This window comes from Mesorhizobium sp. P2_B5, from assembly GCF_056404775.1.
Window position 1 is genome coordinate 90290 of the sequence record NZ_JBFUDJ010000007.1, and the last position, 25832, is coordinate 116121.

The window sequence follows — 25832 nt, forward strand, 5'->3', positions numbered from 1 at the left end:
GCAAAAGAGAACAGCGATCAGCCGGCTTTCGAAAAGACGACGGTCACTTTTTCGAGATATCGAGATCGAACACCATCAGCCCGTCGGTGCCGCCTTCGAGGGCGGCGACCAATCGGGCGCCGGCGCGTTGATGCGCTTCATGCTGGAGATAGGCGTCGCGGGCGGCGGCATCGCGGAAGTCGATGGTGAAGCCATGGCTGAAACCGCGCGCGAATGGCTCCGGGCTGACATTGGCGCTGAAATAGACAGTGTCCATGCCGTCGACAAAGTAGCGAAGCGCCTCGAGGTCGGCATGAATTGCCGCGCGTTCGGTGGCGGCGACATCGCTGCGGAATTTAACGAAGACGCAGTGCCTGATCATCTGGGGGGCCCTTCCTGAACTGTTACGCGGCGCGATTGCCGGAAAACACCGCCGGTGGCAGCGGCTCGCGGCCGAGAATAATATCCGAGCCCTTTTCGCCGACCATGATGGTCGGCGCATTGGTGTTGGAGGAGGGCACGCGCGGCATCACCGAAGCGTCGCAGACGCGCAAGCCTTCGATGCCGCGCAGGCGCAGGTCCGGTGTCACCACGGCCATATCGTCATGGCCCATGCGGCAGGTGCCAACGGGGTGATGATCGGTCTTGGCGGCGCGGCAGGCATAATCGATCAGCTCTTCATCGCTGGCGAGCGATGGGCCGGGCAGCACTTCGCGCAGCACGTAAGGCGCAAGCGCCTTCTGCCGCATGATTTCGCGCGCCAGTCTCAGGCCCGTGATCGACATCGCGCGATCATAGGGATCGGACCAGTAGTTCGGATCGATCAGCGGGTGGTCGGCCGGATTGCCGCTCTTCAGCCGCACCGTGCCGCGCGAGCGCGGGCGCAGGAAGGCCGAGTTCAAGGTGACGCCCGGGTTGTTCAGCTTCTCTACGCCGGCTTCGATGCCGGAGCCGAGGCCGAGATGGAACTGGATGTCGGGCGATGCGGCTGTCGGATCGGCGTACCAGAAGCCGCCGGTCTCGAACAGGCTGGACGCGACGGGTCCCTTCTTCAGCAACAGATACTGCAAGCCGGCCCATGCCGTGCGGTGCAGTTTGGCGTAATTGTCGTAGGTGTGGTCGCCGGTGCATTCGGCGATGACGAACAAATCGAGATGGTCCTGCATGTTGGAGCCGACGCCGGGCAGATCATGCACCGGCGTCACGCCGACCGAATTCAGGTGATCGGCCGGGCCGATGCCCGACTGCATCAACAGCTTCGGCGAACCGATGGCGCCGGACGAGACGATCACTTCGCGTTCGGCGCGCAGTATGGTCGTCTGGCCGCCCGGCCTGTCGACGATCTCGACGCCGATGGCGCGGCCTTTCTCGACGACGATGCGGGTCACCAGCACATCGGTCCTGACGGTCAGGTTCTTGCGGGCGCGGATCGGCTTCAGATAGGCGACCGAAGCGGATGAACGCCGGGCGTCCTTCTGGGTCAGCTGGTAATAGCCGACGCCTTCCTGGCTGGCGCCGTTGAAATCCGGGTTGAAGGGGATGCCCATCTCCTGGCCGGCACGGAAATAGGCCTCGCAAATCGGCAGCGGGGAAATCGGGTTCGACACGCCGAGCGGCCCCTGGTCGCCATGAAAATCGTTGGCGAAGCGCTGGTTGTTCTCGGCCCGCTTGAAATAGGGCAGCACGTCCCGATAGCCCCAGCCCGCGAGGCCCTCTTCCTTCTCCCACGCGTCGTAGTCGCGGGCGTTGCCGCGCGTGTAGATCTGGGCATTGATGGAGGAACCGCCGCCGACCACCTTGGCCTGCGTGTACCAGAAGACGCGATCCTTCATGTTCTTCTGCGGCACAGTCGACCAGCCCCAGGACGCGATGCCCTTGGTCATCTTCGCGAAGCCCGCCGGCATGTGGATCAGCGGATGCCAGTCCTTGCCGCCTGCTTCCAGCAGCAATACCGAATTGCCCGGATCCTCGCTCAGCCGGTTGGCGAGAACACAGCCGGCCGGGCCGGCGCCAACGATGATGTAGTCGGTCATGGCATCACCCTTACAATCGCGGCACGGACAGCGCGCCGTCGACATTGATGATCGAGCCGGTGGAAAAGCCGAGCTTACCGGCGGCAAGCGTCGCCACCACAGCGCCGATGTCGGACGCTTCGCCCCAGCGCTTTGCTGGCACCAGGCCGCCATCGATCAGCGCGTCATATTTGGCTGTCACGCCCGCCGTCATTTCGGTGCGGATGATGCCTGGGCGCAGCTCGAACACGCCGATGTTTTCCGGCGCGAGCCTGAGCGCCAGGTTCTTCACCCACATGGACAGTCCAGCTTTCGAGATGCAGTAATCCGAGCGTTCCGGTGAGGCCATTTCTGCGCTGACCGAGGTGATGGTGATGATCGAGCGCGGATGATCACCCGGTGCCGCCAGCATCGCCTTGGCGACGGCCTGGCTGAGGAAGACGGTACCGCGCAGATTGATGTTCAGCGCACGGTCGAAATTCTCCGGCTTCAGCTCCAGCAGATCGCCGCGCACCACGGCGCCGACGCCGGCATTGTTGACGAGACAGTCGATGCGGCCGAAGGCGTTTGTGGCGGCGTCGACCAACGCGGCGTGACCGTCGAGGTTGGCGATGTCGCATTTGATGTAGGCGAACTTGGCGCCGCGTGCGGTGATGTCGGCGGCAAGCCCATCCGGCGCTCGTTCGGCGAGATCAGCGACCAGGATGTCGAAGCCGGCATCGGCCAACGCTTGACTACAGGCCAGCCCGATGCCGCGCGCGCCGCCGGTGACGATGGCAGAGGGCCGGGTCATGCCGCGAGGTCCGTCTGGCGGATGTGCTCGGCGACCCGCAGCGCCTGTGCGGCGATGGACAGCGCCGGGTTTACCGCAGCCGAATTCGGCAGAAAACTGCCGTCGACGACGAACAGGTTCCGGTGATCAAAGGCGCGGCAGAACGGGTCGAGCGGCGAGGTCGCCGGATCGTCGCCCATCTTGACCGTGCCGCACTGGTGCGACGGCGTACGCTTGTCGAAGGGGCGCGACAGCACGATTGGATAGCCGCAGGCGCGGAAGTTTTCGCGCATCACCTTGGTCAGCCCGTCGAGCGACTGCATGTTGGAGCGCCGCCACTGCATGACGATGTCCTTGCCATCGACCATGATGCGGCTTTCCGGATCGGGCAGGTCTTCGCACATCAAATACCAGTCGACGGCGTGACCGGCCATGAAATCCAGCGCGAATTTCGGCACTCGCTTGACGTTGGCCTTCAACATGTTGCCGTCGATCTTGCCGAGCAGCTGGACATTGCCGAGCGGCTTGCCGCCCTTGCCGTCGGAGAGATAATAATCGTTCAGCATCAGCGTCTTCTGGTAGACGCTGTCGTTCCTGCGGCGCGGATCGATCGCCAGCATGGCGCTCGAATTGTGGTTCATGAAATTGCGGCCGACCTGGTCGGAGCGGTTGGCGAGACCTTTGCCATCTGAGGATGGCGAACGCAGCAGGATCACGGCGGAATTGACGGCGCCGGCGGACAGGATGACCAGCTTCGGCGACACTTTCTTCAGCTCGCCATTCTGCCGGTAGTGGATGGCCGATATGCTGTTGCCGTCGGGCGCCGCTTCGAGATATTCGACATAGCAGCCGGTCTCCAGCCGGATGTTGCTGTCCTTTAGCGCCGCGGCTAGCGGCGCCGTCTGGGCGTCCATCTTGCCCTGGCCGGTGTTGGGGAAAGCGTCCCAGCCGGTCTTGCCTTCCTTCAGCCAAGTGTCGATGTCGACGCCGAGCGGCAGCGACGCCGGGTGCAGGCCCAGCCCCTTCAGTTCCGCGCGGGCGCGAGCGATCGGCGCTTCGTCGGGCACCGGCTTGTAGGCATAGGGGATCGAATGGAACGGCTCGGTCGGGTCTTCGCCGAGTGAGCCGCGGACGCGAAACAGCTGCTCGGCTTTCGAATACCAGGGTTCGAATTCGTCATAGGAGAACGGCCAGGCCGGCGAGACGCCGCCAAAGTGCTCCATGGCGGCGAAATCCTCTTTGCGGTAGCGGATCAGCACCGCGCCGTAGAATTTCGAGTTGCCGCCGACATAGTAATAGTTGCCGGGGTTGAAGGCGGCGCCGCCGGCCTCGCGCCACATCTCCTTGGGACGGTAGTGGCCGTCGACGAAGATCGAGCGCGTGTCGCGCGCATGCGGCGTTGCCGGCAAGGGTTCGCCGCGCTCCAGCATCAGGATCGAGGCGCCGTTGCCGGCCAGACCGGAGGCGATCGTGGCGCCGCCGATGCCAGAGCCGATGATGACGATATCAGGATTTGTCATAGCCGTCAGCGAATGCGGCTCTCGGTCGCCGGATCGAAGAACACCGCCTTGGTCAGGTTGAAGGCCAGCGGCGTGCTGGTGCCCGGCTGGATGTTGGCGTCGGCGCGCAGCCGCGCCACAACGGGCTTGCCGCCGAGATTGGTCACCGCGAACGTGTCGGAGCCCGCAGGCTCGACCACCTCGATGTGCAGGTCGGCAGTGGCGATGTTGGAAGCGTTGCGTTCGGCGCCTTCCGGATCGGTCAGCGCTTCCGGCCGGACGCCGAAGATGATCGGCTTGCCCTGGAAGGCCGAGAGGCCCGCCGGCGCATTGGCCATCGGCAGCGTGATCGGCTCGCGCGCCTCGCGCTGCAGCACGACGGACAGCGCATTGCCCGAGGTAGCGATGGTCGCCGGGATCAGGTTCATCGCCGGCGAGCCCATGAAGTCGGCGACGAACAGGTTGGTCGGGTTGTTGTAGATTTCGGCCGGGGTGCCGAACTGCTGTACCTCGCCGTCGCGCATGACCGCAATTTTGGTCGCCAGCGTCATTGCTTCGATCTGGTCGTGGGTGACGTAGACGATGGTGGTGCCGGTGGTGGCATGCAGGCGTTTGATCTCGATGCGCATGTCGACGCGTAGCTTGGCGTCGAGGTTGGACAGCGGCTCGTCGAACAGGAACAGTTTGGGGTCGCGCACCAGCGCCCGGCCCATGGCGACGCGCTGGCGCTGGCCACCGGAAAGCTGGCTCGGCTTGCGCTGCAGGAGGTGGCCGATCTGCAGCACCTTGGCCACCTTGTCGATTGCCTTCTGGCGCTCGTCGGCCGGCACGCCGCGCATCTCCATGCCGAAGGAGATGTTTCCGGCCACCGTCATGTTCGGATAGAGCGCATAGCTCTGGAACACCATGGCGATGTCGCGCTTGGAAGGATGCAGATCGTTGATGGCGCGGCCGTCGACACGGATCTCGCCCTCGGTGATCTGCTCCAGGCCGGCAATGGTGTTGAGCAGCGTGGACTTGCCGCAGCCGGACGGACCGACCAGCACCAGGAAGCCGCCCTTTTCGAGCTCGACATCGATGCCCTTCAGGATCTCAACATTCCCGAAACGCTTCTTCAGCCCATCGATTTCCAGAAAAGCCATGGGTTATTCCTTCCTGATAGTTCAGCCTTTGACCGCACCAGCCATCAGCCCGCGCACGAAATAGCGGCCGGCGACGACATAGACGATCAGGGTGGGCAGAGCCGCGATCATCGCGGCCGCCATGTTGACGTTGTATTCGACGACACCGGTCGAGGTGTTGACGACGTTGTTGAGCGCCACCGTCATCGGCATGGAGTCGCCGGTGCCGGCATAGGCCGAAGCGAACAGGAAGTCGTTCCAGATGTTGGTGAACTGGTAGATCACGGTGACGACGAAGATCGGCATCGAGTTCGGCAGCATGATGCGGCGGAAGATCTGGAAGAAGGAGGCGCCGTCGACCTGTGCGGCCTTGATCAGCTCGTTCGGGAACGCCTCGTAGTAGTTGCGGAAGAACAGAGTGGTGAAGCCAATGCCGTAGACGACGTGGACGAAGACCAGATTGACCGTCGGGTTGCCGAGGCCGAAGCTGGTGCCGACCGAGTTCTGCAGCGAGACACCGAAACGTCCCAGGCTGCCGAGGATGGTCGCCATCGGCAACAGCACCGACTGGAACGGAATGAAGCAGGCAAACAGCATCAGCCCGAACACCAGCGTGGCGCCGCGAAAGCGCCATTTGGTCAGCACATAGCCGTTGAGCGCGCCGAGCATGGTCGAGATCAGCACGGCCGGAACCACCATCTTGATGGAGTTCCAGAAATAGCCCTTGATGCCGGCGCAGGTGAGGCCGACGCAGGTCTCGCCCCAGGCCTTCAGCCACGGGTCGAAAGTCGGCGCCTTGGGTAGTGCCAGCATGTTGCCGTTCTGGATCTCGTCCATGGTCTTGAACGACGTCACCAGCATGACGAACAGCGGCATCAGATAGAACAGAGCAAACAGCGCCAAGAGCCCGTAGATGACGACACGGTTGAGGGTCTTGGTGCTCATGCCGCCGGAGGCCTGGCGGGCAGGGGTGGCGACAGCGCTCATCGCGGCTTCTCCCGCAGTTCCGAATAGAGATAGGGCACGATGATGGCGACGATGGTCATCAGCATGATCACCGCACTGGCCGAGCCGACGGCCATTTCGTTACGCTTGAAAGTGTACTCATACATGAAGTTGGAGGGCAGCCAGGCCGAGCCGCCGGGGCCGCCGCTGGTCAGCGCGACCACCAGATCGTAGGACTTGATGGCGAGGTGGGCGAGCACGATGAAGGCCGACAGGAAGATCGGCCGCAGCAGCGGAATGACGATGCGGCGGTAGAGCTGGAAAGTGGTGGCGCCATCGATCTGCGCCGCCTTCATGATCTCGCCGTCAATGCCGCGCAGCCCGGCCAGGAACATCGCCATGATGAAGCCGGAGGCCTGCCAGACGCCGGCAATGACCACGGTGTAGATAACGAAATCCTTGTTCTTGATCCAGTCGAAATGGAAGCTCGTCCAACCCCATTGATGCAGGGTCTGCTCAAGGCCGAGACCGGGATCGAGGAACCATTTCCAGGCAACGCCGGTGACGATGAAAGACAGCGCCATCGGGTAGAGATAGATCGGCCGCAACACGCCTTCGCCGCGGATCTTCTGGTCGAGCAGGATGGCCAGGAACAGGCCGAGCGCCAGGCAGATGGCGATATAGAGAAAGCCGAAAATGCCCATATTGGTGATCGACGTGTACCAGCTCGATGGCGGGTCGGTGTCGAAGGTCCAGCCCCACAGGCGCTGATAGGCGCGCGAGCCGGTGATGACATAGGACGGGAAGGTCTTGGAATTGGTGAAGGACAGATAGATCGTCCACAGGATGAAGCCGTAGACGAAGACGATGGTGATGGCGAAGCTCGGCGCCAGCACGATCTTCGGCAGCGCGTCCTGCAGGCGCGAGCGCACCGAGGGGCGCGACCGCTCCGGCGTCAGCTTGATCTGGCTTGTCGCTACACTGCTCATGAGGCTCCTCCCGTTTCGGGTCGTCCGTGCTCTGCCGTTAGGCGGCAAGGCGGCCCCGTGCATACGGGTCTTTGGTCGGCATGGTGTTCAGGCCGGCCAATCCTGAGGTAAAACCTTCCCCGCCGAAGCGGGGAAGGTGTTTTTAGGCTACTTGGCGTCGTCGATTGCCTTGACCAGTTCGGTCACGGCTTCGTCCGAGGTCTTGATCTGACCATGGACGAACTTCGAAACGACGTCCTTGTAGGCATTGGCGACCGCCGGAGGCGCGCCATAGCCCTGGGCCAGCGAGCCGAACAGCGTGCCGCCTTCATTGGCAGCCTTCAGGTCGGCGATGCCCTTCTTGCCGCACGCGTCGAAGTCGGTGTCCGGAACGTCGGTACGGGCCGGAACCGAACCCTTGACGACGTTGAAGGCCGACTGGAAGCTCTTCGACAGGGTGGCGGTGGCCAATGCGACCTGGGCGGCCTTGCGATCGTCCGGAACGTTAAACATGCCGAACATGTCGGAGTTGTAGATCACGGAGCCGTCGGTGCCCGGGAACCGATAGCACAGGAAGTCCGTGCCCGGCGTTTTCTTGGCGGCGTTGAACTCACCCTTGGCCCAGTCGCCCATGACCTGCACAAGGGCGTCGCCCTTGATGACCATGGCAGTGGCAAGGTTCCAGTCGCGGCCCGAGAAGTTCGGGTCGACATAGGTGACGAGTTTGGCAAGATTGTCGAACGACTTCTTCATCGTGTCGGATTTGAGCGACTCGTCGTCGAGGTCGTTGAAGGCCTTCTTGTAGAACTCAGGTCCACCGGTCGACAGTACGACCGAGTCGAACATGGTGGCTTCCTGCCAGTTCTGGCCGCCGAGAGCGAGCGGGATGACGCCAGCCGCCTTGGCCTTGTCGAGCAGGGCGACGAAGTCGTCGAAGGTCTTCGGCTCGGCGCCGCCGATCTTGTCCATCACCGCTTTGTTGATCCACAGCCAGTTGACCGAGTGGACGTTGACCGGAGCCGCGACCCACTTGCCGTCATAGACGGAGAACTTCTGCAGGGCTGCCGGAACCGACTTGTCCCAACCTTCCTTCTTCGCCGTCTCGGTGAGGTCGCCCATGACGCCGGCCGCCGCATAGTCGAGCACGGTGTAGCCGAGCATCTGCGAGGCGGTCGGGTAATTGCCGGCCGCGACCATTGCCTTCAGCGCGGTCATGGCGGCGTCGCCGCCACCGCCGGCCACCGGCACGTCCTTCCAGGCATAGCCTTCCTTGGCCAGGTCGCCCTTGAGGACGTTGAGAGCAGCCGCTTCGCCGCCCGACGTCCACCAATGCAGCATCTGCACTTCCTTGACGTCCTCGGCATGGGCCGAGAAAGCAAAGGTCGTCGCCAGAGCCGTTCCGATAAGCAGTTTGCGCAACATGTACTACCTCCCTTGTTGCATTCACATAACCGACGGATGCCCGCCGGGTTCTTCCAAACTCAGCCGACCCACCAACCGGTGCGCTGGCCGCGATGAAACTGGATTGTTTTTTCCTCGGTATAGTCCTCGACAGCGCGTTTGCCGAGTTCGCGTCCGATGCCGGACTGCTTGTAGCCCCCGAAAGGCAGCTCGGGATAGCCTTCCATGAATGTGTTCACCCAAACCGTCCCCGAACGCACACCACGCGCCACCGACATGCAAGTGTCGATGCTGGCGCTCCACACACCCGCCGACAGACCATAGGGCGTGTTGTTGGCGATGTGCAACGCCTTATCAATCGATTCAAAAGTCAGCACCGAGAGCACCGGTCCGAACACTTCCTCACGCGCAATGGCCATGTCTTCCGTCACGCCGCGAATGATGGTCGGATCGAGGTATTGGCCGGCATTCGAGGCGAGCTGTTTGCCGCCGCTGTAGATATTGCTGCCGCCGCTTGCAGCTGCCGTAACGTAACCGGCCACCTTGGCCAGATGGTCCGACGAAATCATCGCGCCGACCTTGGTGCGGTCGTCGAGCGGATCGCCTACCGTCACTTTAGCGGTGAGGGCCTTCACGGCGGCGAGGAAATCGTCTGCGATCGCCTCATGCACGATCAGCCGGCTGCCGGCATTGCAGCATTCGCCGGCGTTGAAAAAGCCGCCGAACACCGCGGCGTCGGCGGCCGCTTCAAGGTCGGCGTCGGGGAAGACGATCTGGCCGTTCTTGCCGCCGAGCTCCATCGAGACTTTCTTCAGCGACTGCGCGGCTGCAGCCATGGTCATCTTGCCGACGCGGGTCGAGCCGGTGAAGGACACCATCTCGACCAAGGGATGGCTGACCATCGGTGCGCCGACATCGGCGCCGAGACCGGCCAGGATGTTGACGACGCCGGCAGGCAGGCCGGCCTGCATCAGGATATCGCCGAGCAGGAAGGTCGAGGCCGAGGTCATTTCGCTGGGCTTCACCACCGCCGTGCAGCCGGCGGCAAGCGCGAAGGGCAGTTTCTGGCTGACGATGAGGAAAGGGAAATTCCACGGCGTAATGATCGAGACGACACCGATCGGCTCGCGCACGACCACGCCCAGCATGGCGTCGCCAAGATTGGCGTAGCTCTCGCCATGCAGCGTGCGGGCAAGCGAAGCGGCATAGCGCCAGATGTCGACGGCGCCGCCAATCTCGCCGCGCGCCTGGGCGATCGGCTTGCCGGATTCCAGCGCATCGAGCCGGGCGATGTCTTCCAACCGGGCTTCGATGAGGTCAGCCGTCTTGAGCAGGATCGCGGCCCGTTCAGCCGCCTTCATGCGCGGCCACGGGCCGGTCTCGAAAGCCTTGTGCGCCGCCTGCATCGCCGCTTCCACCTCGGCCGCGCCGGCCTGTGCATAGCGCGAAACGGTGAAGCCGTGGCCGGGGCTGTTGCGCTCCAGCGTACGGCCGTCGCGGGCATCGACATGCTTGCCGTCGATCAGGAGCTTGTAAGCCTTTGGCGCCTTGGACGCCTCAGTCGGCATGGAAATGTTGAGCGGTGCGTTCATCATGCTTTCTCTAGGATCTCGAAAAGGCCGGCTTTTGCTTCGTCTTGAAGGCGCCGACGCCGGCCTTGAGGTCGCCGGTCAGGGCAATAAAGCCGCTGGCCAGCGCCTCGGTCGCGGCAGCGCTTTCCTCGCCTTCGGCGACTGCGATCATCAGCTTGGCGGCTTCGGTTGCGAGCGGCCCGCGCTCGGCGATTTTTTCGGCCCACGTCTTGGCCTCTGCCAGCGCCTGGCCGGTCTCCACCACGCGGTCGACGATGCCGAGGGCAAGCGCGTCGGGGGCGGCAAAGACCTCACCGCCAAGCGCCATGCGGCGCACGACCTGCGCACTGAGGCGGCGCACGGCGCGCTGCGTGCCGGACCAGCCGGGGACCACGCCGATCGATGTTTCGGGGAAGCCGAGCTTCACCTGCGTTTCGGCGACGCGGAAGTCGCAGGCGACTGCCAATTCCAACCCGCCGCCCAGCGCATGGCCGGACAGCACCGCAATGGTCGGTTGCCTGAGCCTTGCCAGCCGGTCGAAGACGCGGTGGCCATAGCGCACCCACTGCACCTGGAAATCGGCGGCGCTCATTTGCGCCCAGGCCTCGACGTCGCCGCCGGCGCAAAAGCCCTTGCCTTCGCCGCGGACGAGCACGACGCGCACGCCGTCAGCTATCTCGGCTTCGTCGAGCGCTGTCTCAAGCGCCCGCAACATCGGAATGTCCAACGCGTTGAACTTTTCCGGCCGACGCAGCGTGACGATGCCGATGGCGCCGTCCTGCTCGAAGCTGACGAGGCGCTCAGCCATGTGCGCCTCCGAGCGAAGCGCCGCCATTGAGCGACAGGCCGATCGGCCGATCCTGGTAGAGGGCCGTCGGCGTGACCTTGAGGTCGTTGGCGACGCCGAGCGGTGTCTCGGACTGCGCCAGCACATCGCGCTCGAGGTCGATGCCCGGCGCCAGTTCCGTCACCATCAGGCCGTCCGGCGTCAGCTTCATTACGCAGCGTTCGGTGACATAGGTGATGTCCTGTCCCTGCGCGACGGCGCGTTTTCCCGAGAAGGAGATGTGCTCGACCTCGTTGACCACCTTCTTGACCTTGCCTTCGCGGTCGATGCGGATGCCGCCTTCGGCCAGCGACAGTTTCGCACCGGCATTGAAGAAGCCGGAGAAGACGATCTTCTTCGCCCGCGCCGTGATGTCGACGAAGCCACCGGCGCCGGCGGTGACATGCGGCCGTGCCGACAGCTTGGAGACATTGACCGAGCCGTGGCGGTCGATCTGCAGGAACGACAGCAGCGAGGCGTCGAAGCCGCCGGCCTGGAAATAGATGAACTGGTGCGGCGAGGGCATGATCGCCTCGGCGTTCGAGGCACAGCCGAACTTGAAGTCGAGCAGCGGCACGCCGCCGACAGCGCCTTGTTCGATCACCCAGGTGACCTTGCCGTGCTGGCCTTCCTCGAGGAGGATGCGTGGCACGTTGGCGGAGATGCCGAAGCCGATGTTGACGGCCATGCCGTCGCGCAATTCCATGGCAACGCGGCGTGCGATGACCTTCTGGACGTTCATCTCGGCGTTGCGGAAGCTCGACAGCGGCCGGAAGATCTCGCCTGAAATCGCCGGATCATAAGGCGTCAGCGTCGTCTGCAACTGATCCGGCGCGACCACGATATGGTCGACCAGAACGCCGGGCACGCGCACATCATGCGGCTTCAGCGTGCCGTTCTCGACCACGCGCTTGACCTGCGCGATGACGATGCCGCCATTGTTGCGGGCAGCGAGCGCCTGTTCGAGACCGCCGAGATAGGCACCTTCATGCTCATAGGTGAGGTTGCCGCGTTCGTCGGCGGTGGTGGCGCGGATGATCGAGATGTTGGGTACGATCGAGCGGAAATAGAGCCATTCCTCGCCGTCGAACTGCTGCACCGAGACGATCGGCTCGCTGGCGGCCGCGTTCATGGCGCAGCCCTGGTGGCGCGGATCGGCGAAAGTGTCGAGACCGACCTTGGTCAGCACGCCCGGCCGCTTGGCGGCGGCCTCCCGATGCATGTCGAACAGGATGCCTGAGGGGACGTTGTAGGCGGCAACCGAATTGTCGCCGATCATCTTCCAAATCTGCGGCGGCTCGGACGAGGAGGGGCCTGAGGGGTAAGAGCCGCACAGCGTGCGCTTCAACAGGCCGGGCTTGGCCAGATGGTCGATGCCCTTGATGCCGTACATGTCGCCGGCGGCGATCGGGTGCAGCGTGGTGATACCCTTGGGATGGCCTTCGGTGTCGAAGCGCTCGCCGATGGCGGCCAGCACCGCGTCCGGGCAGCCGAGGCCGCTCGATGACGAGACGGATACGGTCATGCCGTCCTTGATCAGGCCGGCGGCTTCCGCAGCGGAAACGAGTTTGCTCACTTGGCGCTCCCGAGCTGGGGATCGATTGCGACCGCCTTGCCGGATTTCTCCGACTGCAACGCCGCTTCGGCTGACGCAAGCGACCAGACGCCGTCCTCGCCGGTGGCGGAGGGCTGGCCTTTGCCGCTGATGGCGGCGTGGAATTGGCGCAGCGACCGGACGTAGAGGTCTTCGTGGTCGAAACTCAGTTCCTCCTCGCCCTTGGCTGTGCGCAGCAGCACCGTGCCGACTGGCTTTTGCGTCATCACATTTTTGCCGATCAACGAGCCTTCCGAACCATGCACCTCGAAGCCGGTGTCGGCGAACTTTGTGGTGAAGCCTTCATGCGACTGGGCAATGACGCCGGACTTCAAGCGCCAGATGCACATGGCGCCGTCTTCCAGCCCACTGCCGGCCATGCCGGCCGACTGGGTGAAGGCGGAAATCTCGATCGGGTCGTCGCCAAGCACGAAACGCAGCGTGTCGGCATCGTGCACGGTGATGTCGAGCACCACCCCGCCGCCGGCCTCAGGTTTGGTGAGCCGCCAACCCTGCAGGTTCTCCGGCAGGTAGACGGAATGGAAGACACGCGCGGCGATCGGCTTGCCGATGCGGCCGGCTGATATGGCATCGCGCATGGTGCGGTGGGCGCCGGCATTGCGCAGATGATGGTTGGTGCCAAGCACGATTCCGGCTGCCTTGGCGGCGGCGACCATGGTGCGCGCATCGGCGCTGGTCAGCGCCAGCGGCTTTTCGCACAGAACATGCTTTCCCGCCTTGATCGCGGCCTGCGCCTGTTCGAGATGCAGTTCATTGGTGGTCGAGATGTAGACGGCGTCGATGCCGGCGCCGAGCAGGTCGTCGAGCGTCGAGACGGCGAGCGGAATGCTGTTTTCCGCGGCATAGGCCTTGGCCCGCTCCGGGCTGGAGCTCATCACCGCTGATATCTTGCCACCCTCTTGCGCACGGATGGCGTTGATCATGAACTGTTTGGCGATCGTGCTGGCGCCGATCAATCCCCATCTGACGCTCATGCGGCGTCTCCCATTCCTGCAGGCATGTTCCGGGCGCGGCGATCGGGACCGCAGCTTTCCCTGACGACCAGATTGACGGCGCCGATATGGTCCTCGGCACGCGTGGTGCGCGACTGGATCATCTTCAGCATGACATGCGCGGCGCGCTCGCCAAGGCCTGCCGTGTCCACCGAGACGCTTGTCAGCGCCGGCATGTAGTGCTCGGCCTCGACCACGTCGTCGAAACCGACAACGGCGAAATCCGCGCCGGGCTCCAACCCGCGCTTGCGCAGCGCCAGCATGACGCCGAAGGCAACGGCGTCGTTGAAACACAGCGCCGCCGTCGGCGGCTCGGGCATGGCAAGGGCGGTTTCCAGGCAGGCGATGCCGCCCCTGCGGCTGGTCTCGCCTTCGACGACGAGCACGTCGCGCCTGGCAATGCCAAGCGTTTCGCATGCCTCGCGAAAACCGCCCAGGCGCTCCTGATAGACGACCAGATCGGAGGTGCCGCCGAAGAAAGCCAGCCGGCGATGGCCCTTGCCGATCAGATGGGCGGCGGCGAGATACGCGCCGCGATGATTGTCGGGCGCGATCACAGGGATGCGGCTGTCCGGCAGGCGGCGCATCGCGAAGACCACCGGCACGCCGGCCGTCTCAAGGCGGCGGAAGGCGCCCGGCGTCGTGCCGCGCGCCGGCGAGACGATAAGGCCTGCGACGCCCTGTTCCATCAGCGACTTCAGCACTTCCTCCTGGCGCACCGGATTCTCCGCCGTATTCGCGATGAACGGCACGATGCCGGCTGACTGGAAGACACGCTCCATGCCGACCGCCAGCTCGGCGAAAAAGGGGTTGGTGAGATCGTTGATGACCATGCCGATGACGTTGGAGTGGGCCTTGCGCAGATTGGCGGCGCCGCGGTTGTAGACATAGCCGACATCCTCGATCGCCTTGCGAACCTTGAGCGCGGTTTCAGGCCGGATCAGCCCTGAGCCTTGCAGCACGAGCGACACCGTCGATTTGGACACACCGGCCTCGCGGGCGATGTCCAGGATCGTTGCCTTGGGCCGGCTGGCCATACGGGTGGTTTCCTCCGCTTGAATTGGAAAATCTATTGGAACGTTCTAATCGCTGTGCCAAACGAGAGTCAATCGGGATTCTGGGGAAGATCGAAAAATTGATGGATGTGCTGCACAGCAAGGCTCTTAGTCTCTTTTTGGCAGTTGTACCGGTTCAACCTCCGGAATCATAACGGTTCTTGATTTATTGGAACGTTCCATTTATAGGATGCCGGAAACGGAGGTTGCCATGGACATCATCCTGCCTGCGGAGAATGGCGGCCGCGTCAGCTACAAGCTTGTGGGCGACCCGGTGGAGCCCAGAATAGGTGCTGCTTTCCCGCGCATTGCCTATGCCGCGGCGCATGTCGTCGCCGACCCGCTTGCGATGACCAATCCGTGGTCGAAGCCTGTGGTCGACTGGGACAAGACGATGGCGTTTCGCCACCATCTGTGGCGGCTCGGCTTCCGCATCGCCGAAGCGATGGACACCTCGCAGCGCGGCATGGGCTTCGACTGGACGAACGCCAAGGAATTGATCCGACGCTCGATCGCCGAGGCACGCAGTGTCGAAGGCGCCGATCTGGCATCGGGCGCTGGCACCGATCATCTGATGCCGACGGCTGTCAGGACGCTCGATGACGTGATCGCCGCCTATGAGCAGCAGTTCGCTTTCATCGAAGGGCAGGGCGGCAAGGCGATCATGATGGCCAGCCGGGCGCTGGCGGCGGTCGCTGAGGGTCCGGATGATTATATCAGGGTCTACGACCGCATCCTCAGTCAGGCCTCCGGCAAGGTCATCCTGCACTGGCTGGGCGACATGTTCGATCCGGCACTGAAGGGCTATTGGGGCAACGGAAATTTCGAGGCTGCGCTCGACACCGTCGTCGCCATCATCGAGCGCCATGCCGGCAAGGTCGAGGGGATAAAGATTTCCCTGCTCGATGCCGGCAAGGAAGTCGCCCTGCGCAACCGGCTGCCTGACGGCGTCGTCATGTTCACCGGCGACGACTTCAACTACCCTGAACTGATCGCAGGCGACGGGAAACGTCACTCGCATGCCTTGCTCGGGATATTCGACGCCATCGCCCCGGTCGCCAATGCCGCCCTGGCGAAACTGGCTGACGGTGACCGCACCGGCTATGACGCGCTGATGGCGCCGACGGTGCCACTGTCGCGCAAAATCTTCGAGGCGCCGACCGAGTACTACAAGGCCGGCATTGTCTTCATGGCCTGGCTCAACGGCCATCAGGATCATTTCACAATGGTCGGCGGCATGCAGTCGGCGCGCGGCATCCTGCACTATGCCGATGTCTTCCGCCTTGCCGACCAGGCAGGCTTGCTCGCCGATCCCGCGCTTGCGTTGGCCAGGATGAAGCATTTCTGCGCGGTCGCGGGTGCCTGAGCACAACGCAATCGTTGGCTGAAAAGTATCCCCCGTGTGGGGGATTTGCGTTCTCGCGTCAAATCTGTATTCCGTTGCCGGGATTAGATGCGGACGAATGCGGCAATGACGGAAAAAGTGGCGCTCATCACCGGTGTAACCGGGCAGGACGGGGCCTATCTTGCAGAGCTGCTTCTGCGGAAGGGCTATATTGTCCATGGCGTCAAACGCCGCTCGTCCTCGTTCAACACCGAGCGCGTCGATGACATCTATGTCGATCCGCACGAGCGCGGTGCGCGCTTTTTCCTGCATTATGGCGACCTGACCGACGCAACCAATCTTATTCGCCTCGTGCAGGAGACGCGGCCGAGCGAGATCTACAATCTCGGCGCCCAGAGCCATGTCCAGGTGAGTTTCGAGACGCCCGAATACACCAGCAATGCCGATGCGTTGGGCACGCTCAGGCTGCTGGAGGCGATCCGCATCCTCGGCATGGAAAAATCGGTGCGTTTCTACCAGGCCTCGACGTCGGAGCTTTACGGCAAGGCGCGCGAGGTCCCGCAAAGCGAGACGACGCCGTTCCATCCGCGCTCGCCCTATGCCGCGGCCAAGCTCTACGCCTACTGGATTACGGTCAATTACCGCGAAGCCTACGGCATGTTCGCCGCCAATGGCATCCTGTTCAACCACGAAAGCCCGACGCGCGGCGAAACCTTCGTCACCCGCAAGATCACGCGAGCCGTCGCCTCGATCCAACACGGCCTGCAGGACACGCTCTATCTCGGCAATCTCGACGCCAGGCGTGACTGGGGCCATGCGCGCGACTACGTAGAAGGCATGTGGCGCATTCTGCAGCACAGCGAAGCCGACGATTTCGTGCTGGCGACCGGTGAGGCGCATTCGGTGCGCGAATTTGTCGAACTGGCCTTTGCCGAGACCGGACGGAGCATCCGCTGGCAAGGCGAGGGTGTCGACGAAGTTGGTGTCGATGCCGGCTCGGGCACGGTCCTGGTGCGTGTCGATCCGCGCTATTTTCGGCCGACCGAGGTCGACTTCTTGCTCGGCGACCCCGACAAGGCCAAGGCGAGACTTGGCTGGTCGCACACGACCGGGTTCAGGGATCTTGTGGCGGAAATGGTGCAGGCCGATCTGGCGCGCGCGGCCGGCGGCACGCGGCAGAACAGCCGCTCCGCGTGAGGCAGGCCGATGGACGTGACATTTGAGCTGAAAGGCAAGCGTGTCTTCGTCGCCGGGCATCGCGGTATGGTCGGTTCGGCCGTCGTGCGACGGCTGGCGGGCGAGGATTGCGAGGTGCTCACCGTATCGCGCGACAGGCTCGACCTGCTCGACCAGGCCGGCGTGCGGCGCTGGATGGCCGAGCACCGGCCGGATGCGGTGGTGATGGCGGCCGCCAAGGTTGGCGGCATCCTGGCCAATGAACGGTTCCCGGTCGATTTCCTGCAGGACAACCTGGTCATGCAGAGCAATGTCATCGACAGCGCCTTTCGCAGCGAGGTCGGCAAGCTTTTGTTTCTCGGCTCGTCCTGTATCTATCCCAAGCTCGCGCCACAGCCGATTCCGGAAGATGCACTGCTGACCGGCCCGCTCGAGCCCACCAATGAATGGTATGCGATCGCCAAGATCGCAGGGCTTAAACTGTGTCAGGCCTATCGGCGCCAGCACGGCGTCGATTATATCTCGGCGATGCCGGCCAACCTTTACGGCCCAGGCGACAATTTCGACCTTCAGAGCAGCCATGTGGTGCCGGCTCTGATGCGAAAGGCGCATGCGCTGGCGCTGAGCGGCGCCACCAGCCTCGAGGTTTGGGGCTCGGGCACGCCGAGGCGCGAATTCCTGCATGTCGACGACGCTGCCGATGCGCTGGTCTGGCTGTTGAAGAATTATGCCGGCGACGGCCACGTCAATGTCGGTTCGGGGGAGGATGTCACCATTGCCGAGCTTGCCCAAACCGTCGCATCCGTCGCCGGCGTCGAGGCTACGATCGCCTTCGATACGACCAGGCCGGACGGCACGCCGCGCAAACTGATGGATGCGTCGCGGCTGTTTGCAACGGGATGGCGCCCGCGCTACGCGCTTCGCAGTGGATTGGAACAGACATATGCGTGGTTTCTCAGCCATGTTGAGAAGGGTGACGTCCGCCTCGGCGCGGCCTGATCCCAATCCTCAGCATGCAAAGTTGATTGCCGCGACCAGGGATGACGGGCTGGGCGGCCGGCTTCTGGCCATGGTCAATGCAAAGGCGCTTGCCGATGCGACAGGCCACCGCTTCGGATTCACCTGGAAGAGAGCCGTCTCGGACAAGACGTTTCACATTGTCGATACGGTCGACAAAATATTCAATCCCGAATTCATCGCGAAACACTGGCTGGGCGAAAAGATCAGAGAGACGGATCTCGAGGTTCTCAAGAAAGGGAAATTCACCCGCGCAAGCCTGAATGCGTCAGCCGGCCGAAGCTTCTTTCGGGGCTGGCTCTGCAACGATTTCAACGTTCTGGAGTCTTTTCGCGACAAGGGAAAGCGGATCGCGACATCCGAAACGATCAGGACTCTCGGCTTTTCCGAGCCGGTGAACCATGCGCTGCACGCGGCCCAGTCCTGTCAATTTCCGGGGCAAATGGCCGGGCTGCATCTGCGCAGCGGCGATATCGTTCGCGGCAAATACCGTTCGATGCTGAATTTCAACGGCAAGGTAATCCCTTCCACGCTGGCCAAGGCGATTGTGGCCGAGCTCGCGTCACAGGGTATTGCGACTCTGCTGGTCGGCCAGGATCGTGCGACGCTCGACTATCTGAGGTCGGAAACCGGCGCGTTGCTGACCGACGATTTCGGCGCCAACGAATTCGAGGATGAGACGCTTAGGGCATTTTTCGAGATGGGCCTTCTGGCGCGTTGCCAGCGGATCTACGCCGGCAGCAGCGTGTTCGCATCCGTGTCGTCGGTGATGAGCGGCATTCCACGCACCAGGACCACGGCGCTGTTCAGCCCGCCCCTGGCGGCGCAACTCATGCTCGAAGAGCTGGAGCGGCATCAGTCCGACTACCATCCATTCGAAGCGGCGTTCGGCTATCTGTCGGCGTTCCTGAACATTGAGGACGACATTAGCCCGGCGCAGGCAAGGGACATTCTCGGCAAAGGCTACGCGCTCGATCCTGGAAACGACGCCTATGCGCTCAAGATCGTGGCCTCTTATTTTCGCGAGAAGGATTACGCTGCAGGCGAAGCCATTTTGAAATCGCGCATGACGGCACAATTCGAGGCGCGTCCCAAGGTGCCGCTGCCGATGCTCGCCGCGCTGTCGCGCAAGACGGTGCACGGCTACGCCATGGGCAAGGATTTTGCGCCCTACGTTGCCGCGGCCAAGGCCGGTTATCCCTATGCCGCGGCGTGCGCGGCCCATATTCTGCATGAGGCATTGGAGGACATGGGGTCCGCATCGAGCATGGCCACGATAGCGATTAAGGCTGAACCCAAAAATAGAATCTTCAAGCAGGTCGCGCGGCAGATGGGGTCAGTTGCAGGTAAGTCTGGCCGGCTATCGCAACTGCGATTGCGGCTCCGGAAGGCAGGCATAAGAATTTAGCCCCTTCGCCACGGCCAGAAAGGTGCGATGCCTTCGTCCGGGTGGAAGAGAGGCTTTGCGGCGCCCGCCTCGGCGGCGGGAATCGTCGCTTCAGGGTCGTGGCGCACCAGATCGAGCAACAGCGGCCAACGCCGGTCCGCGTCGATCGCTTCCGAGGCTTGCCGACTGTCGACATTGGCCGCCAGCCAATGCAGAGCTTGAACCAGTCCCTGTCCCTGGTTCGCCCGGTGCTGCCAGAGGTCGTCACCGATCGACGTCAGGATGCGCGCCAATGTCGTCCAGCCCTGCAGAGCAAACAGGGTGTAGTGTATGGGCCGAGTGCGGGCTAGTTCCTTCGGCAGTGAGCCGTCCGACGCGATCTGATCTGCCAATCTCTCCCTGGCATGAAGTCCGATCCCGGCCAGCTTGGTGCTATCACCTAGGAAAGCTGCGATCGATGCTCGCTGTAAATCGTAAAAGACGCCGTGGTTGTTGGCGCGGTAAGACTCCGTCACCGCGGCGGGCGCAGTGTCCAGCCATGTGCTGTACGAACCAAGCCAGGATCTGAACGTTTCGCGCTCCGTTGCGTCCAATGCGCCGGCACGTTCAATCAGACGAACAGCATCGAGGAAGAAATAGAGATCCTTGAGCTCGATAATGCCGGTCCCGTTGCCTTCATTGTCGTCGTGGCCGAACCGTACCTGCGCGTATCGCATATGCGGGTTCATCCTTGTAGCGGGGTCGATGAACCAGGTGCGGATCAGCTTGGCGGCGTGGTTGGAATAGCTCGGCTCGTCAAGCACTGTCGCCGCCAGCGCAAGCACGGTGGTGTCGTCAAGCAATCGCTGCAAGCGGGTGCGATCGTAGGTCTCGCTGCCGGCTTCGTAGAGTGCGGTGCCGGGCGCACGCTCGCCGTCGCGCCGGATGAAGGGCAGGCCATCAGGCTTGCGGGGATCGGGCCACCAATAAGGCCCCGGTTGGAAATAATCGTGTCGGTCGCCGCTCGGCGCTACCGATGTCTTGTCAGTCACACTGAACGGACCTCGGGTGAGCGCCTGGTCGGCGCAGAGCCGCAGGAGCTGCCGAAGGTCGGCGTCCTTGTTCCTTGAGGCGGCGGTGAGCGCCTTCTCGTCGTAGAAAACCAGGTGCGACGGATCGAGCCTTGCAGAGATCACTGCGGCGTCGCAACGGTCAAGCATGGCGATGATCGCCTCGTCGCGGCTGAACGAGCGGGCGACGAATCCGGCCCGGCCGATTTCAAGATGCGCGCGCCCGGAATCCAGGCGCGCCACCCAGCCGGCGGTCTGGAAAAGTCCTGAATCCGCCGAGGGGGGCGGACGCGGGAAGTCCCACGGGTCGTCGCGAAATCGGTCCCAAAGCCCGGGAATGCCGAGCCGCCACAGCATTTCAACCTTGGGCCGGCGTCCGTAGGGATAAGTTTCGTCGAACAGCTCGGTCGTATCGGTTCTAAATATGATCTGCGGCTCTTCCGTAGCCGGCGGTTTGAAATTCTCGTCGAGCAGAGCCAGGTTTTCGACAATGCGCGCCATCGGCACGATGACATAGGGCAGATACGGCCTTGCCTCGATTGCCCCGCGTATCTGCTGGAATGCCTGCTCGGTCAGATAGCAGTTTCCGTCCCACGGCATCAGCCACTTCGCCCGCGTGCGGGCGATCTCAAGCGCCTTGTTGCGGGCGCCGTTGTTGTTCATCAGATAGCGGTTCTTGCTGTGCCTGATGAGCGTTTCGTAGCGCGCCGGCGTGAGTTCAGCTGATTGGCCGCTCTTGCCGGAAAACCGGAGTTGCTTTGCCGCCAACCTGTCGATGTCCCACGCAATCCGGCCATAGGCCTCGAGGTCGAAAGGGATGCGCACAAAGCTCTGGCCGCGGCCCTCCAGCAGCCTGACGATGCGGGCCTCCTCATCCGGATCGGCTATCCGATTGACGATCCAGAACTTGTCGCAGTCAGGAAAGGCAGGCTCATTGTCGAGGATGAAGCTGGCATTGTCGAAGGACTGCCCTTTGCGGTGCCGCGGCTCGAGATCGTTGCCAATGATGCGGACGAGCATGAAGCTGTCCTTCGCCGCCGCAATCGGCAAGGCAGGGTATGCGTGACGCGCCGCCCTGATGCGAAGCCTGACATCGCGCCTGTGTTCGAGCGTTCGCTTTGCCGCAACCAGCACGCCGCCAAGGCTTGAACCTGGCGATTGGAGATATTTCCTCGCCCGTCTGAGTTCGAGGTAGATGCGTCGCCAGGTCGCCTTCCGCTCCGCCGGAGTTGACGTCATGGCCACCCGCCGAAGCGAGCGCGCCAGTGGTCGGAGATCATCGATGTCGTCATTCGCATTGTTCCCCCGAACATCGCGTCTGTCCCCAGCCTTAAAGCCATCGCGCCCGGCCGTCACGACTGAAAATTTGCCCCAGGCATAGTCGTGCCCGCTCGCCAGCCTGCGCCGCGAAGGGCGACGCAGCGGCAACAGCCGTTGGCGCTCGATCAGCTATGATGCGGCTTTGGTCTGGATGGTGGGCGTGACAGGGATTGAACCTGTGACCCCTGCAATGTCAATGCAGTGCTCTCCCGCTGAGCTACACGCCCATCCGAAGCCGCGCATACACCATTTTTGATCCAGCGCGTCAATAGCCGGAAAAGGGAAAGAGGGGCTCGTTTTGTCGCGCCGCCAGGCGAGCCGCGGCATCGCGCCCGAAGTGCTTCAGGCGGCCTGCAGCATTTTTTCGACCTCATTGACGAGATCGCGCAGATGGAAGGGCTTCGACAGCACCTTGGCGTCTTTCGGCGCCTTGGAATCGGGGTTGAGCGCGACGGCCGCGAAACCGGTGATGAACATCACCTTGAGGTCGGGATCGATCTCGGTGGCGCGGCGGGCGAGCTCGATGCCATCCATCTCCGGCATGACGATGTCGGTCAGCAGCAGGGAGAACGGTTCTTCTCGCAGCCGCTCATAGGCGCTGGCGCCATTGTCGAAATCGCTGACTTGGTAGCCGGCCCGCTCCAGCGCCTTGACCAGGAACCGGCGCATGTCGTCGTCGTCTTCCGCCAGCAGAATGCGTGCCATCTTATCCCGTCCGAATCACCCCACCCAAGCCTGCCGTCCGGCAAACCCGTTAACCATCCTGTATATGAGGAGGTGACGGTAAACATCAAGTGAACACTGGCGGCATTAATCCTGATTTGACGGGGGTCCTGACATGCCGAAATGCTGGACATGCGGCCGATGAGATGGCAGTTTCCCATCATGATGCATTGCTGTTTCCGGGTTCGTTCAAATTGACGACGGCAGCCGAGGATTTTTCGGTCGTTCCACCCTTCGAAATCCGATCGGGCGCCGAGCAGCGCGTTCCCTTCGTCTTCAACTCACCGCATAGCGGCCGCTATTATCCCGACCGCTTCCTGGCCATGGCCAGGCTCGACCGCAACGCCATCCGCCGTTCCGAGGATTGCTATGTCGACGAGTTGTTCGGCGGCGCGGTGGCGCTCGGCGCGCCGATGCTGGCGGCGAATTTTCCCCGCGCCTATCTCGACGTCAATCGCGAACCGTGGGAACTCGACCCGCGCATGTTCGCCGAGCCGGTGCCGTCCTTCTGTAACATCCGCTCGGCGCGCGTCGCCGGCGGGCTCGGCACCGTGCCCAAGCTGGTGGGCGAGGGGCTCGACATCTATTCCGGCCGCCTGCCGCTGGCGGAGGCCGTGCAGCGCATCGAGGCCGTCTACAAGCCCTATCACGAGACGCTGAAGCGGCTTTTGACCAGGACCCATGCCAGGTTCGGCTATGCCGTGCTGATCGACTGCCATTCGATGCCGGCGAGCATCAGGGTGGGCGACAGCGGCCTGCGGCCGGACTTCATCGTCGGCGACCGTTTCGGCATCTCGGCCACGGCTGCGCTGACCGAGACGGCGATCGGCCTGCTGATCGGCATGGGCTATACCGTCGCCCACAACAAACCCTATGCCGGCGGCTTCATCACCGAGCATTACGGCCGTCCGGCGCGCCATCTGCATGCGCTGCAGATCGAGGTCAATCGCGGGCTTTACATGAATGAGCGGACGTTCCAGAAATCGGCTGGTTTCGATGCGCTGGCCGACGATATGGCGCGCTTTTCGGCGGATCTGATGGCGATGCCCGACCACCATTTCATCGACCTGCCGCTGGCTGCCGAATGACGCCGGAGCGGCGGCTATCCATGAGATCCCGCGCCAGCCATGCGGCGGCGTAAAAAAAGACCGCATCGTTTGCACGACACGGTCGAAGTCTAGGGAGGAAACGCCCAAGGAGGGCATGGACAGGAAAACCTGTCCGACAACAAAGTTATTGTGCGATGCACAAATGTCAACCGACTCCACCCTTTTTTAATTCACTCTGATGTGGAAATTGCGCTTCGCTTGCGCTGATGTGATATTTTGGCAACAGTTATCTCAGTGATAAATCGATAAACCGGCTTGTTTTGGCGCAAAAGTGCCGGCAGACCGGGTCGGGCACTCTGCAATGCGGGAGAATCAGGTGGACATCAGCATCGATTTCATGCGCCGGATCGCGCAAGCGGCGGCGGCTGAAACCTTGCCGCGGTTCCGCGCCCAGGGCGCGGTGGCCAACAAGGAAAAAGGCAGTTTCGATCCGGTCACGGAAGCCGACCGCGAGACGGAACGCGCCATCCGGGCGATGATATCGGCCGAGTATCCCGATCACGGCATTTTGGGCGAAGAGCACGGCAGCGAGAACGTCTCCAGCCGGCATGTCTGGGTGATCGATCCCATCGACGGCACCCGCGCCTTCATTTCCGGCCTGCCGGTATGGGGGACGCTGGTCGGTCTCACGGTCGACGGTGACGCTGTCGCCGGCATGATGGCGCAGCCCTTCACCGGCGAGCTGTTCTACGCCAACGCTTCCGGCTCCCACTATGAGGGCCCAGGCGGCCCGCGCGAGCTGTCGACCCGCAAGACGACGAAGCTCGATGAGGCGACCTTGTTCACCACCACGCCGGCGCTGTTCAAGGGCGAGGCGCGTACACGTTTCGACAAATTCGAAAAAGAGGTCCAACTCGTCCGCTATGGCGCCGACTGCTACGCCTTCGCCATGATCGCCTCGGGCAGCGTCGACATCGTCGCCGATCCCGGACTGAAGCCTTACGACATCGTGGCGCTGATCCCGATTATCGAAAAGGCTGGCGGCGTCGTCACCACCTTCGACGGCGGCCCGGCGGAAAAGGGCGGCGACATACTGGCCGCGGCGACGCCGGAACTTCACGCGGCGGCGATGGCGGCTCTGCGCGGCTGATATTCTGTCAGCGCGGCGTGATCGAACGCTGGAATTCCGCCGGGGTTCGTCCATAGACCTGCCTGAACGCTGAACTGAAATGGCTGTGGCTGGAGAAGCCGAGGTCCATGCCGAGCGTCGTCAGATTGTCGTAGCGGCCAAGAAGGTCGAGCGCGCGCGCCAGCCGCAGGCGCAGATGATAGCGGTAGAGCGGCATCGCCTCGACCTGCTGGAACACTTGCGTCAGATAAACCGGTGATACCCCGACTTCAGCGGCAATCTCCGCCAGTGTCCAGCGCCGCGACAGGTCCGAGGACAGGACGAGCTTGGCGCGGTCGACCAGCTTCTGCCGGCCGGCGCTGGCACCGGCAGCATGCGAAGTGCGCTCGCCGAGGGAGCGCCGCACCAGCGTCAGCGCCAGGGTTTCGGCCTCCAGCGTTTCGGCAATGTTGCGGCTCAGGCTGTGGCGCAGCACTGCCACCAGTGCCTGAGCCCGCGGGTCGATGCGGCGGCGCTGACGGCGAAACGCCAACGCGCTGCCCGAGCGCAGCTGCTCCTTCGGCGTCAGTTCCTGCAGCTGCGCCTCCTCGATGACGAGATCGAGGCAGGAATCGCCACCCTTGACCGGGTGGCTGATCCGATAGGGCTCGGCCTCATTGAAGAACAGCAACTGGTTGGCTTCGGCGACCGCATCGTTGCGGCCGACATGGCGCACGAAGACACCGCGATAGGGAAACACCAGATGGGTGGCCGCGGTGCATTCTTCTTCGCTCTTGTGCCGGCATTCGCCGCTGCAGACGACGTCCCTTACCCTGACGGTGCCGGTGTCCAGGAGCATCTGTACCGTGAACTGAGACATGGCCATCGCGTTCCCTTTGCGC

General features: G+C 63.1%; 22 protein-coding genes and 1 tRNA gene. 6 read left to right on the top strand and 17 right to left on the bottom strand.

The genetic code is table 11. The features are described from left to right. Positions 1-43 precede the first annotated feature (43 nt). From AC1D1N_RS22135 to AC1D1N_RS22195, 13 genes are all read right to left on the bottom strand, one after another. Positions 44-361 carry a Dabb family protein gene (locus AC1D1N_RS22135; RefSeq protein ID WP_436261272.1) on the bottom strand — a complete coding sequence of 106 codons (318 nt, stop codon included), beginning with the start codon at positions 359-361 and terminating at the stop codon, positions 44-46. Between the two features lie 22 nt (positions 362-383). After that, positions 384-2012, bottom strand: a complete 1629-nt coding sequence (locus tag AC1D1N_RS22140) for a GMC family oxidoreductase (protein WP_436261271.1) — start codon at positions 2010-2012, stop codon at positions 384-386. A gap of 10 nt (positions 2013-2022) precedes the next feature. After that, complete coding sequence (locus AC1D1N_RS22145; RefSeq protein WP_210328212.1) at positions 2023-2784, bottom strand: 3-ketoacyl-ACP reductase; 762 nt, start codon at positions 2782-2784, stop codon at positions 2023-2025. Beyond that, a complete protein-coding gene (locus AC1D1N_RS22150) occupies positions 2781-4283 on the bottom strand; it encodes a GMC oxidoreductase (RefSeq protein ID WP_436261270.1) in 1503 nt (500 codons plus the stop codon). Before AC1D1N_RS22150 ends, AC1D1N_RS22145 begins: the two co-directional genes overlap by 4 nt. 5 nt (positions 4284-4288) lie before the next feature. After that, complete coding sequence (locus AC1D1N_RS22155; protein WP_112559250.1) at positions 4289-5404, bottom strand: ABC transporter ATP-binding protein; 1116 nt, start codon at positions 5402-5404, stop codon at positions 4289-4291. 21 nt (positions 5405-5425) lie between these two features. Next, a complete protein-coding gene (locus AC1D1N_RS22160) occupies positions 5426-6370 on the bottom strand; it encodes a carbohydrate ABC transporter permease (protein WP_436261269.1) in 945 nt (314 codons plus the stop codon). Continuing rightward, entirely contained in the window at positions 6367-7317 is a 951-nt protein-coding gene (locus AC1D1N_RS22165) for a carbohydrate ABC transporter permease (protein ID WP_112559252.1), read from the bottom strand. The genes AC1D1N_RS22160 and AC1D1N_RS22165 overlap by 4 nt, the downstream gene beginning before the upstream one ends. Positions 7318-7464: 147 nt before the next feature. After that, positions 7465-8718: an ABC transporter substrate-binding protein gene (locus AC1D1N_RS22170; RefSeq protein WP_477351039.1), complete on the bottom strand. Its 1254-nt coding sequence runs from the start codon at positions 8716-8718 to the stop codon at positions 7465-7467. Positions 8719-8777: 59 nt separating this feature from the next. Next, positions 8778-10289: an aldehyde dehydrogenase family protein gene (locus tag AC1D1N_RS22175; protein WP_477351241.1), complete on the bottom strand. Its 1512-nt coding sequence runs from the start codon at positions 10287-10289 to the stop codon at positions 8778-8780. Between the two features lie 10 nt (positions 10290-10299). Beyond that, the gene (locus AC1D1N_RS22180) at positions 10300-11076 is read right to left on the bottom strand and encodes an enoyl-CoA hydratase/isomerase family protein (RefSeq protein ID WP_436261267.1); all 777 of its coding nucleotides are present in this window, start codon (positions 11074-11076) and stop codon (positions 10300-10302) included. After that, positions 11069-12670: an acyl CoA:acetate/3-ketoacid CoA transferase gene (locus AC1D1N_RS22185; protein WP_436261266.1), complete on the bottom strand. Its 1602-nt coding sequence runs from the start codon at positions 12668-12670 to the stop codon at positions 11069-11071. The genes AC1D1N_RS22180 and AC1D1N_RS22185 overlap by 8 nt, the downstream gene beginning before the upstream one ends. Continuing rightward, on the bottom strand, positions 12667-13683 hold the full coding sequence (locus tag AC1D1N_RS22190) for a Gfo/Idh/MocA family protein (protein WP_477351041.1): 1017 nt from the start codon (positions 13681-13683) through the stop codon (positions 12667-12669). Before AC1D1N_RS22190 ends, AC1D1N_RS22185 begins: the two co-directional genes overlap by 4 nt. Continuing rightward, positions 13680-14738, bottom strand: coding sequence for a LacI family DNA-binding transcriptional regulator (locus tag AC1D1N_RS22195; RefSeq protein WP_477351043.1), 1059 nt, complete (start codon positions 14736-14738; stop codon positions 13680-13682). Before AC1D1N_RS22195 ends, AC1D1N_RS22190 begins: the two co-directional genes overlap by 4 nt. A gap of 229 nt (positions 14739-14967) precedes the next feature. Here AC1D1N_RS22195 and AC1D1N_RS22200 point away from each other — a divergent pair, with 229 nt between their 5' ends. The 4 genes from AC1D1N_RS22200 (at position 14968) to AC1D1N_RS22215 (ending at position 19702) form a co-directional block, all read left to right on the top strand. Continuing rightward, positions 14968-16122, top strand: a complete 1155-nt coding sequence (locus tag AC1D1N_RS22200; protein ID WP_477351045.1) for a dihydrodipicolinate synthase family protein — start codon at positions 14968-14970, stop codon at positions 16120-16122. 105 nt (positions 16123-16227) lie between these two features. After that, the gene (gene gmd / locus AC1D1N_RS22205) at positions 16228-17298 is read left to right on the top strand and encodes a GDP-mannose 4,6-dehydratase (protein WP_477351047.1); all 1071 of its coding nucleotides are present in this window, start codon (positions 16228-16230) and stop codon (positions 17296-17298) included. 9 nt (positions 17299-17307) lie between these two features. Continuing rightward, complete coding sequence (gene fcl / locus AC1D1N_RS22210) at positions 17308-18276, top strand: GDP-L-fucose synthase (protein WP_477351049.1); 969 nt, start codon at positions 17308-17310, stop codon at positions 18274-18276. 70 nt (positions 18277-18346) lie between these two features. After that, positions 18347-19702, top strand: coding sequence for a hypothetical protein (locus AC1D1N_RS22215; RefSeq protein ID WP_477351051.1), 1356 nt, complete (start codon positions 18347-18349; stop codon positions 19700-19702). Here AC1D1N_RS22215 and AC1D1N_RS22220 read toward each other — a convergent pair. The 3 genes from AC1D1N_RS22220 to cpdR all read right to left on the bottom strand — a co-directional run bounded on the left by AC1D1N_RS22220 (position 19699) and on the right by cpdR (position 22755). Next, positions 19699-21969, bottom strand: a complete 2271-nt coding sequence (locus tag AC1D1N_RS22220; RefSeq protein WP_477351052.1) for an alginate lyase family protein — start codon at positions 21967-21969, stop codon at positions 19699-19701. The two genes, AC1D1N_RS22215 and AC1D1N_RS22220, sit on opposite strands and share 4 nt — an antisense overlap. A gap of 233 nt (positions 21970-22202) precedes the next feature. Beyond that, positions 22203-22277: transfer RNA gene (locus AC1D1N_RS22225), tRNA-Val, on the bottom strand. A 115-nt stretch (positions 22278-22392) separates the two neighbouring features. Then, positions 22393-22755 (bottom strand): cell cycle two-component system response regulator CpdR, encoded by a 363-nt coding sequence (gene cpdR / locus AC1D1N_RS22230; RefSeq protein WP_006199474.1) that lies wholly within the window; start codon positions 22753-22755, stop codon positions 22393-22395. 164 nt (positions 22756-22919) lie between these two features. On the opposite strand from cpdR, the gene AC1D1N_RS22235 reads away from it, so the two are divergent. Both AC1D1N_RS22235 and hisN read left to right on the top strand, forming a co-directional pair. Beyond that, positions 22920-23861, top strand: coding sequence for an N-formylglutamate amidohydrolase (locus AC1D1N_RS22235; RefSeq protein WP_181057444.1), 942 nt, complete (start codon positions 22920-22922; stop codon positions 23859-23861). A gap of 337 nt (positions 23862-24198) precedes the next feature. Further along, the gene (gene hisN, locus AC1D1N_RS22240; RefSeq protein ID WP_477351054.1) at positions 24199-24972 is read left to right on the top strand and encodes a histidinol-phosphatase; all 774 of its coding nucleotides are present in this window, start codon (positions 24199-24201) and stop codon (positions 24970-24972) included. A gap of 7 nt (positions 24973-24979) precedes the next feature. Here hisN and AC1D1N_RS22245 read toward each other — a convergent pair whose 3' ends face one another. Beyond that, positions 24980-25810 (bottom strand): helix-turn-helix domain-containing protein, encoded by an 831-nt coding sequence (locus tag AC1D1N_RS22245; RefSeq protein ID WP_477351056.1) that lies wholly within the window; start codon positions 25808-25810, stop codon positions 24980-24982. Positions 25811-25832: the final 22 nt, after the last annotated feature.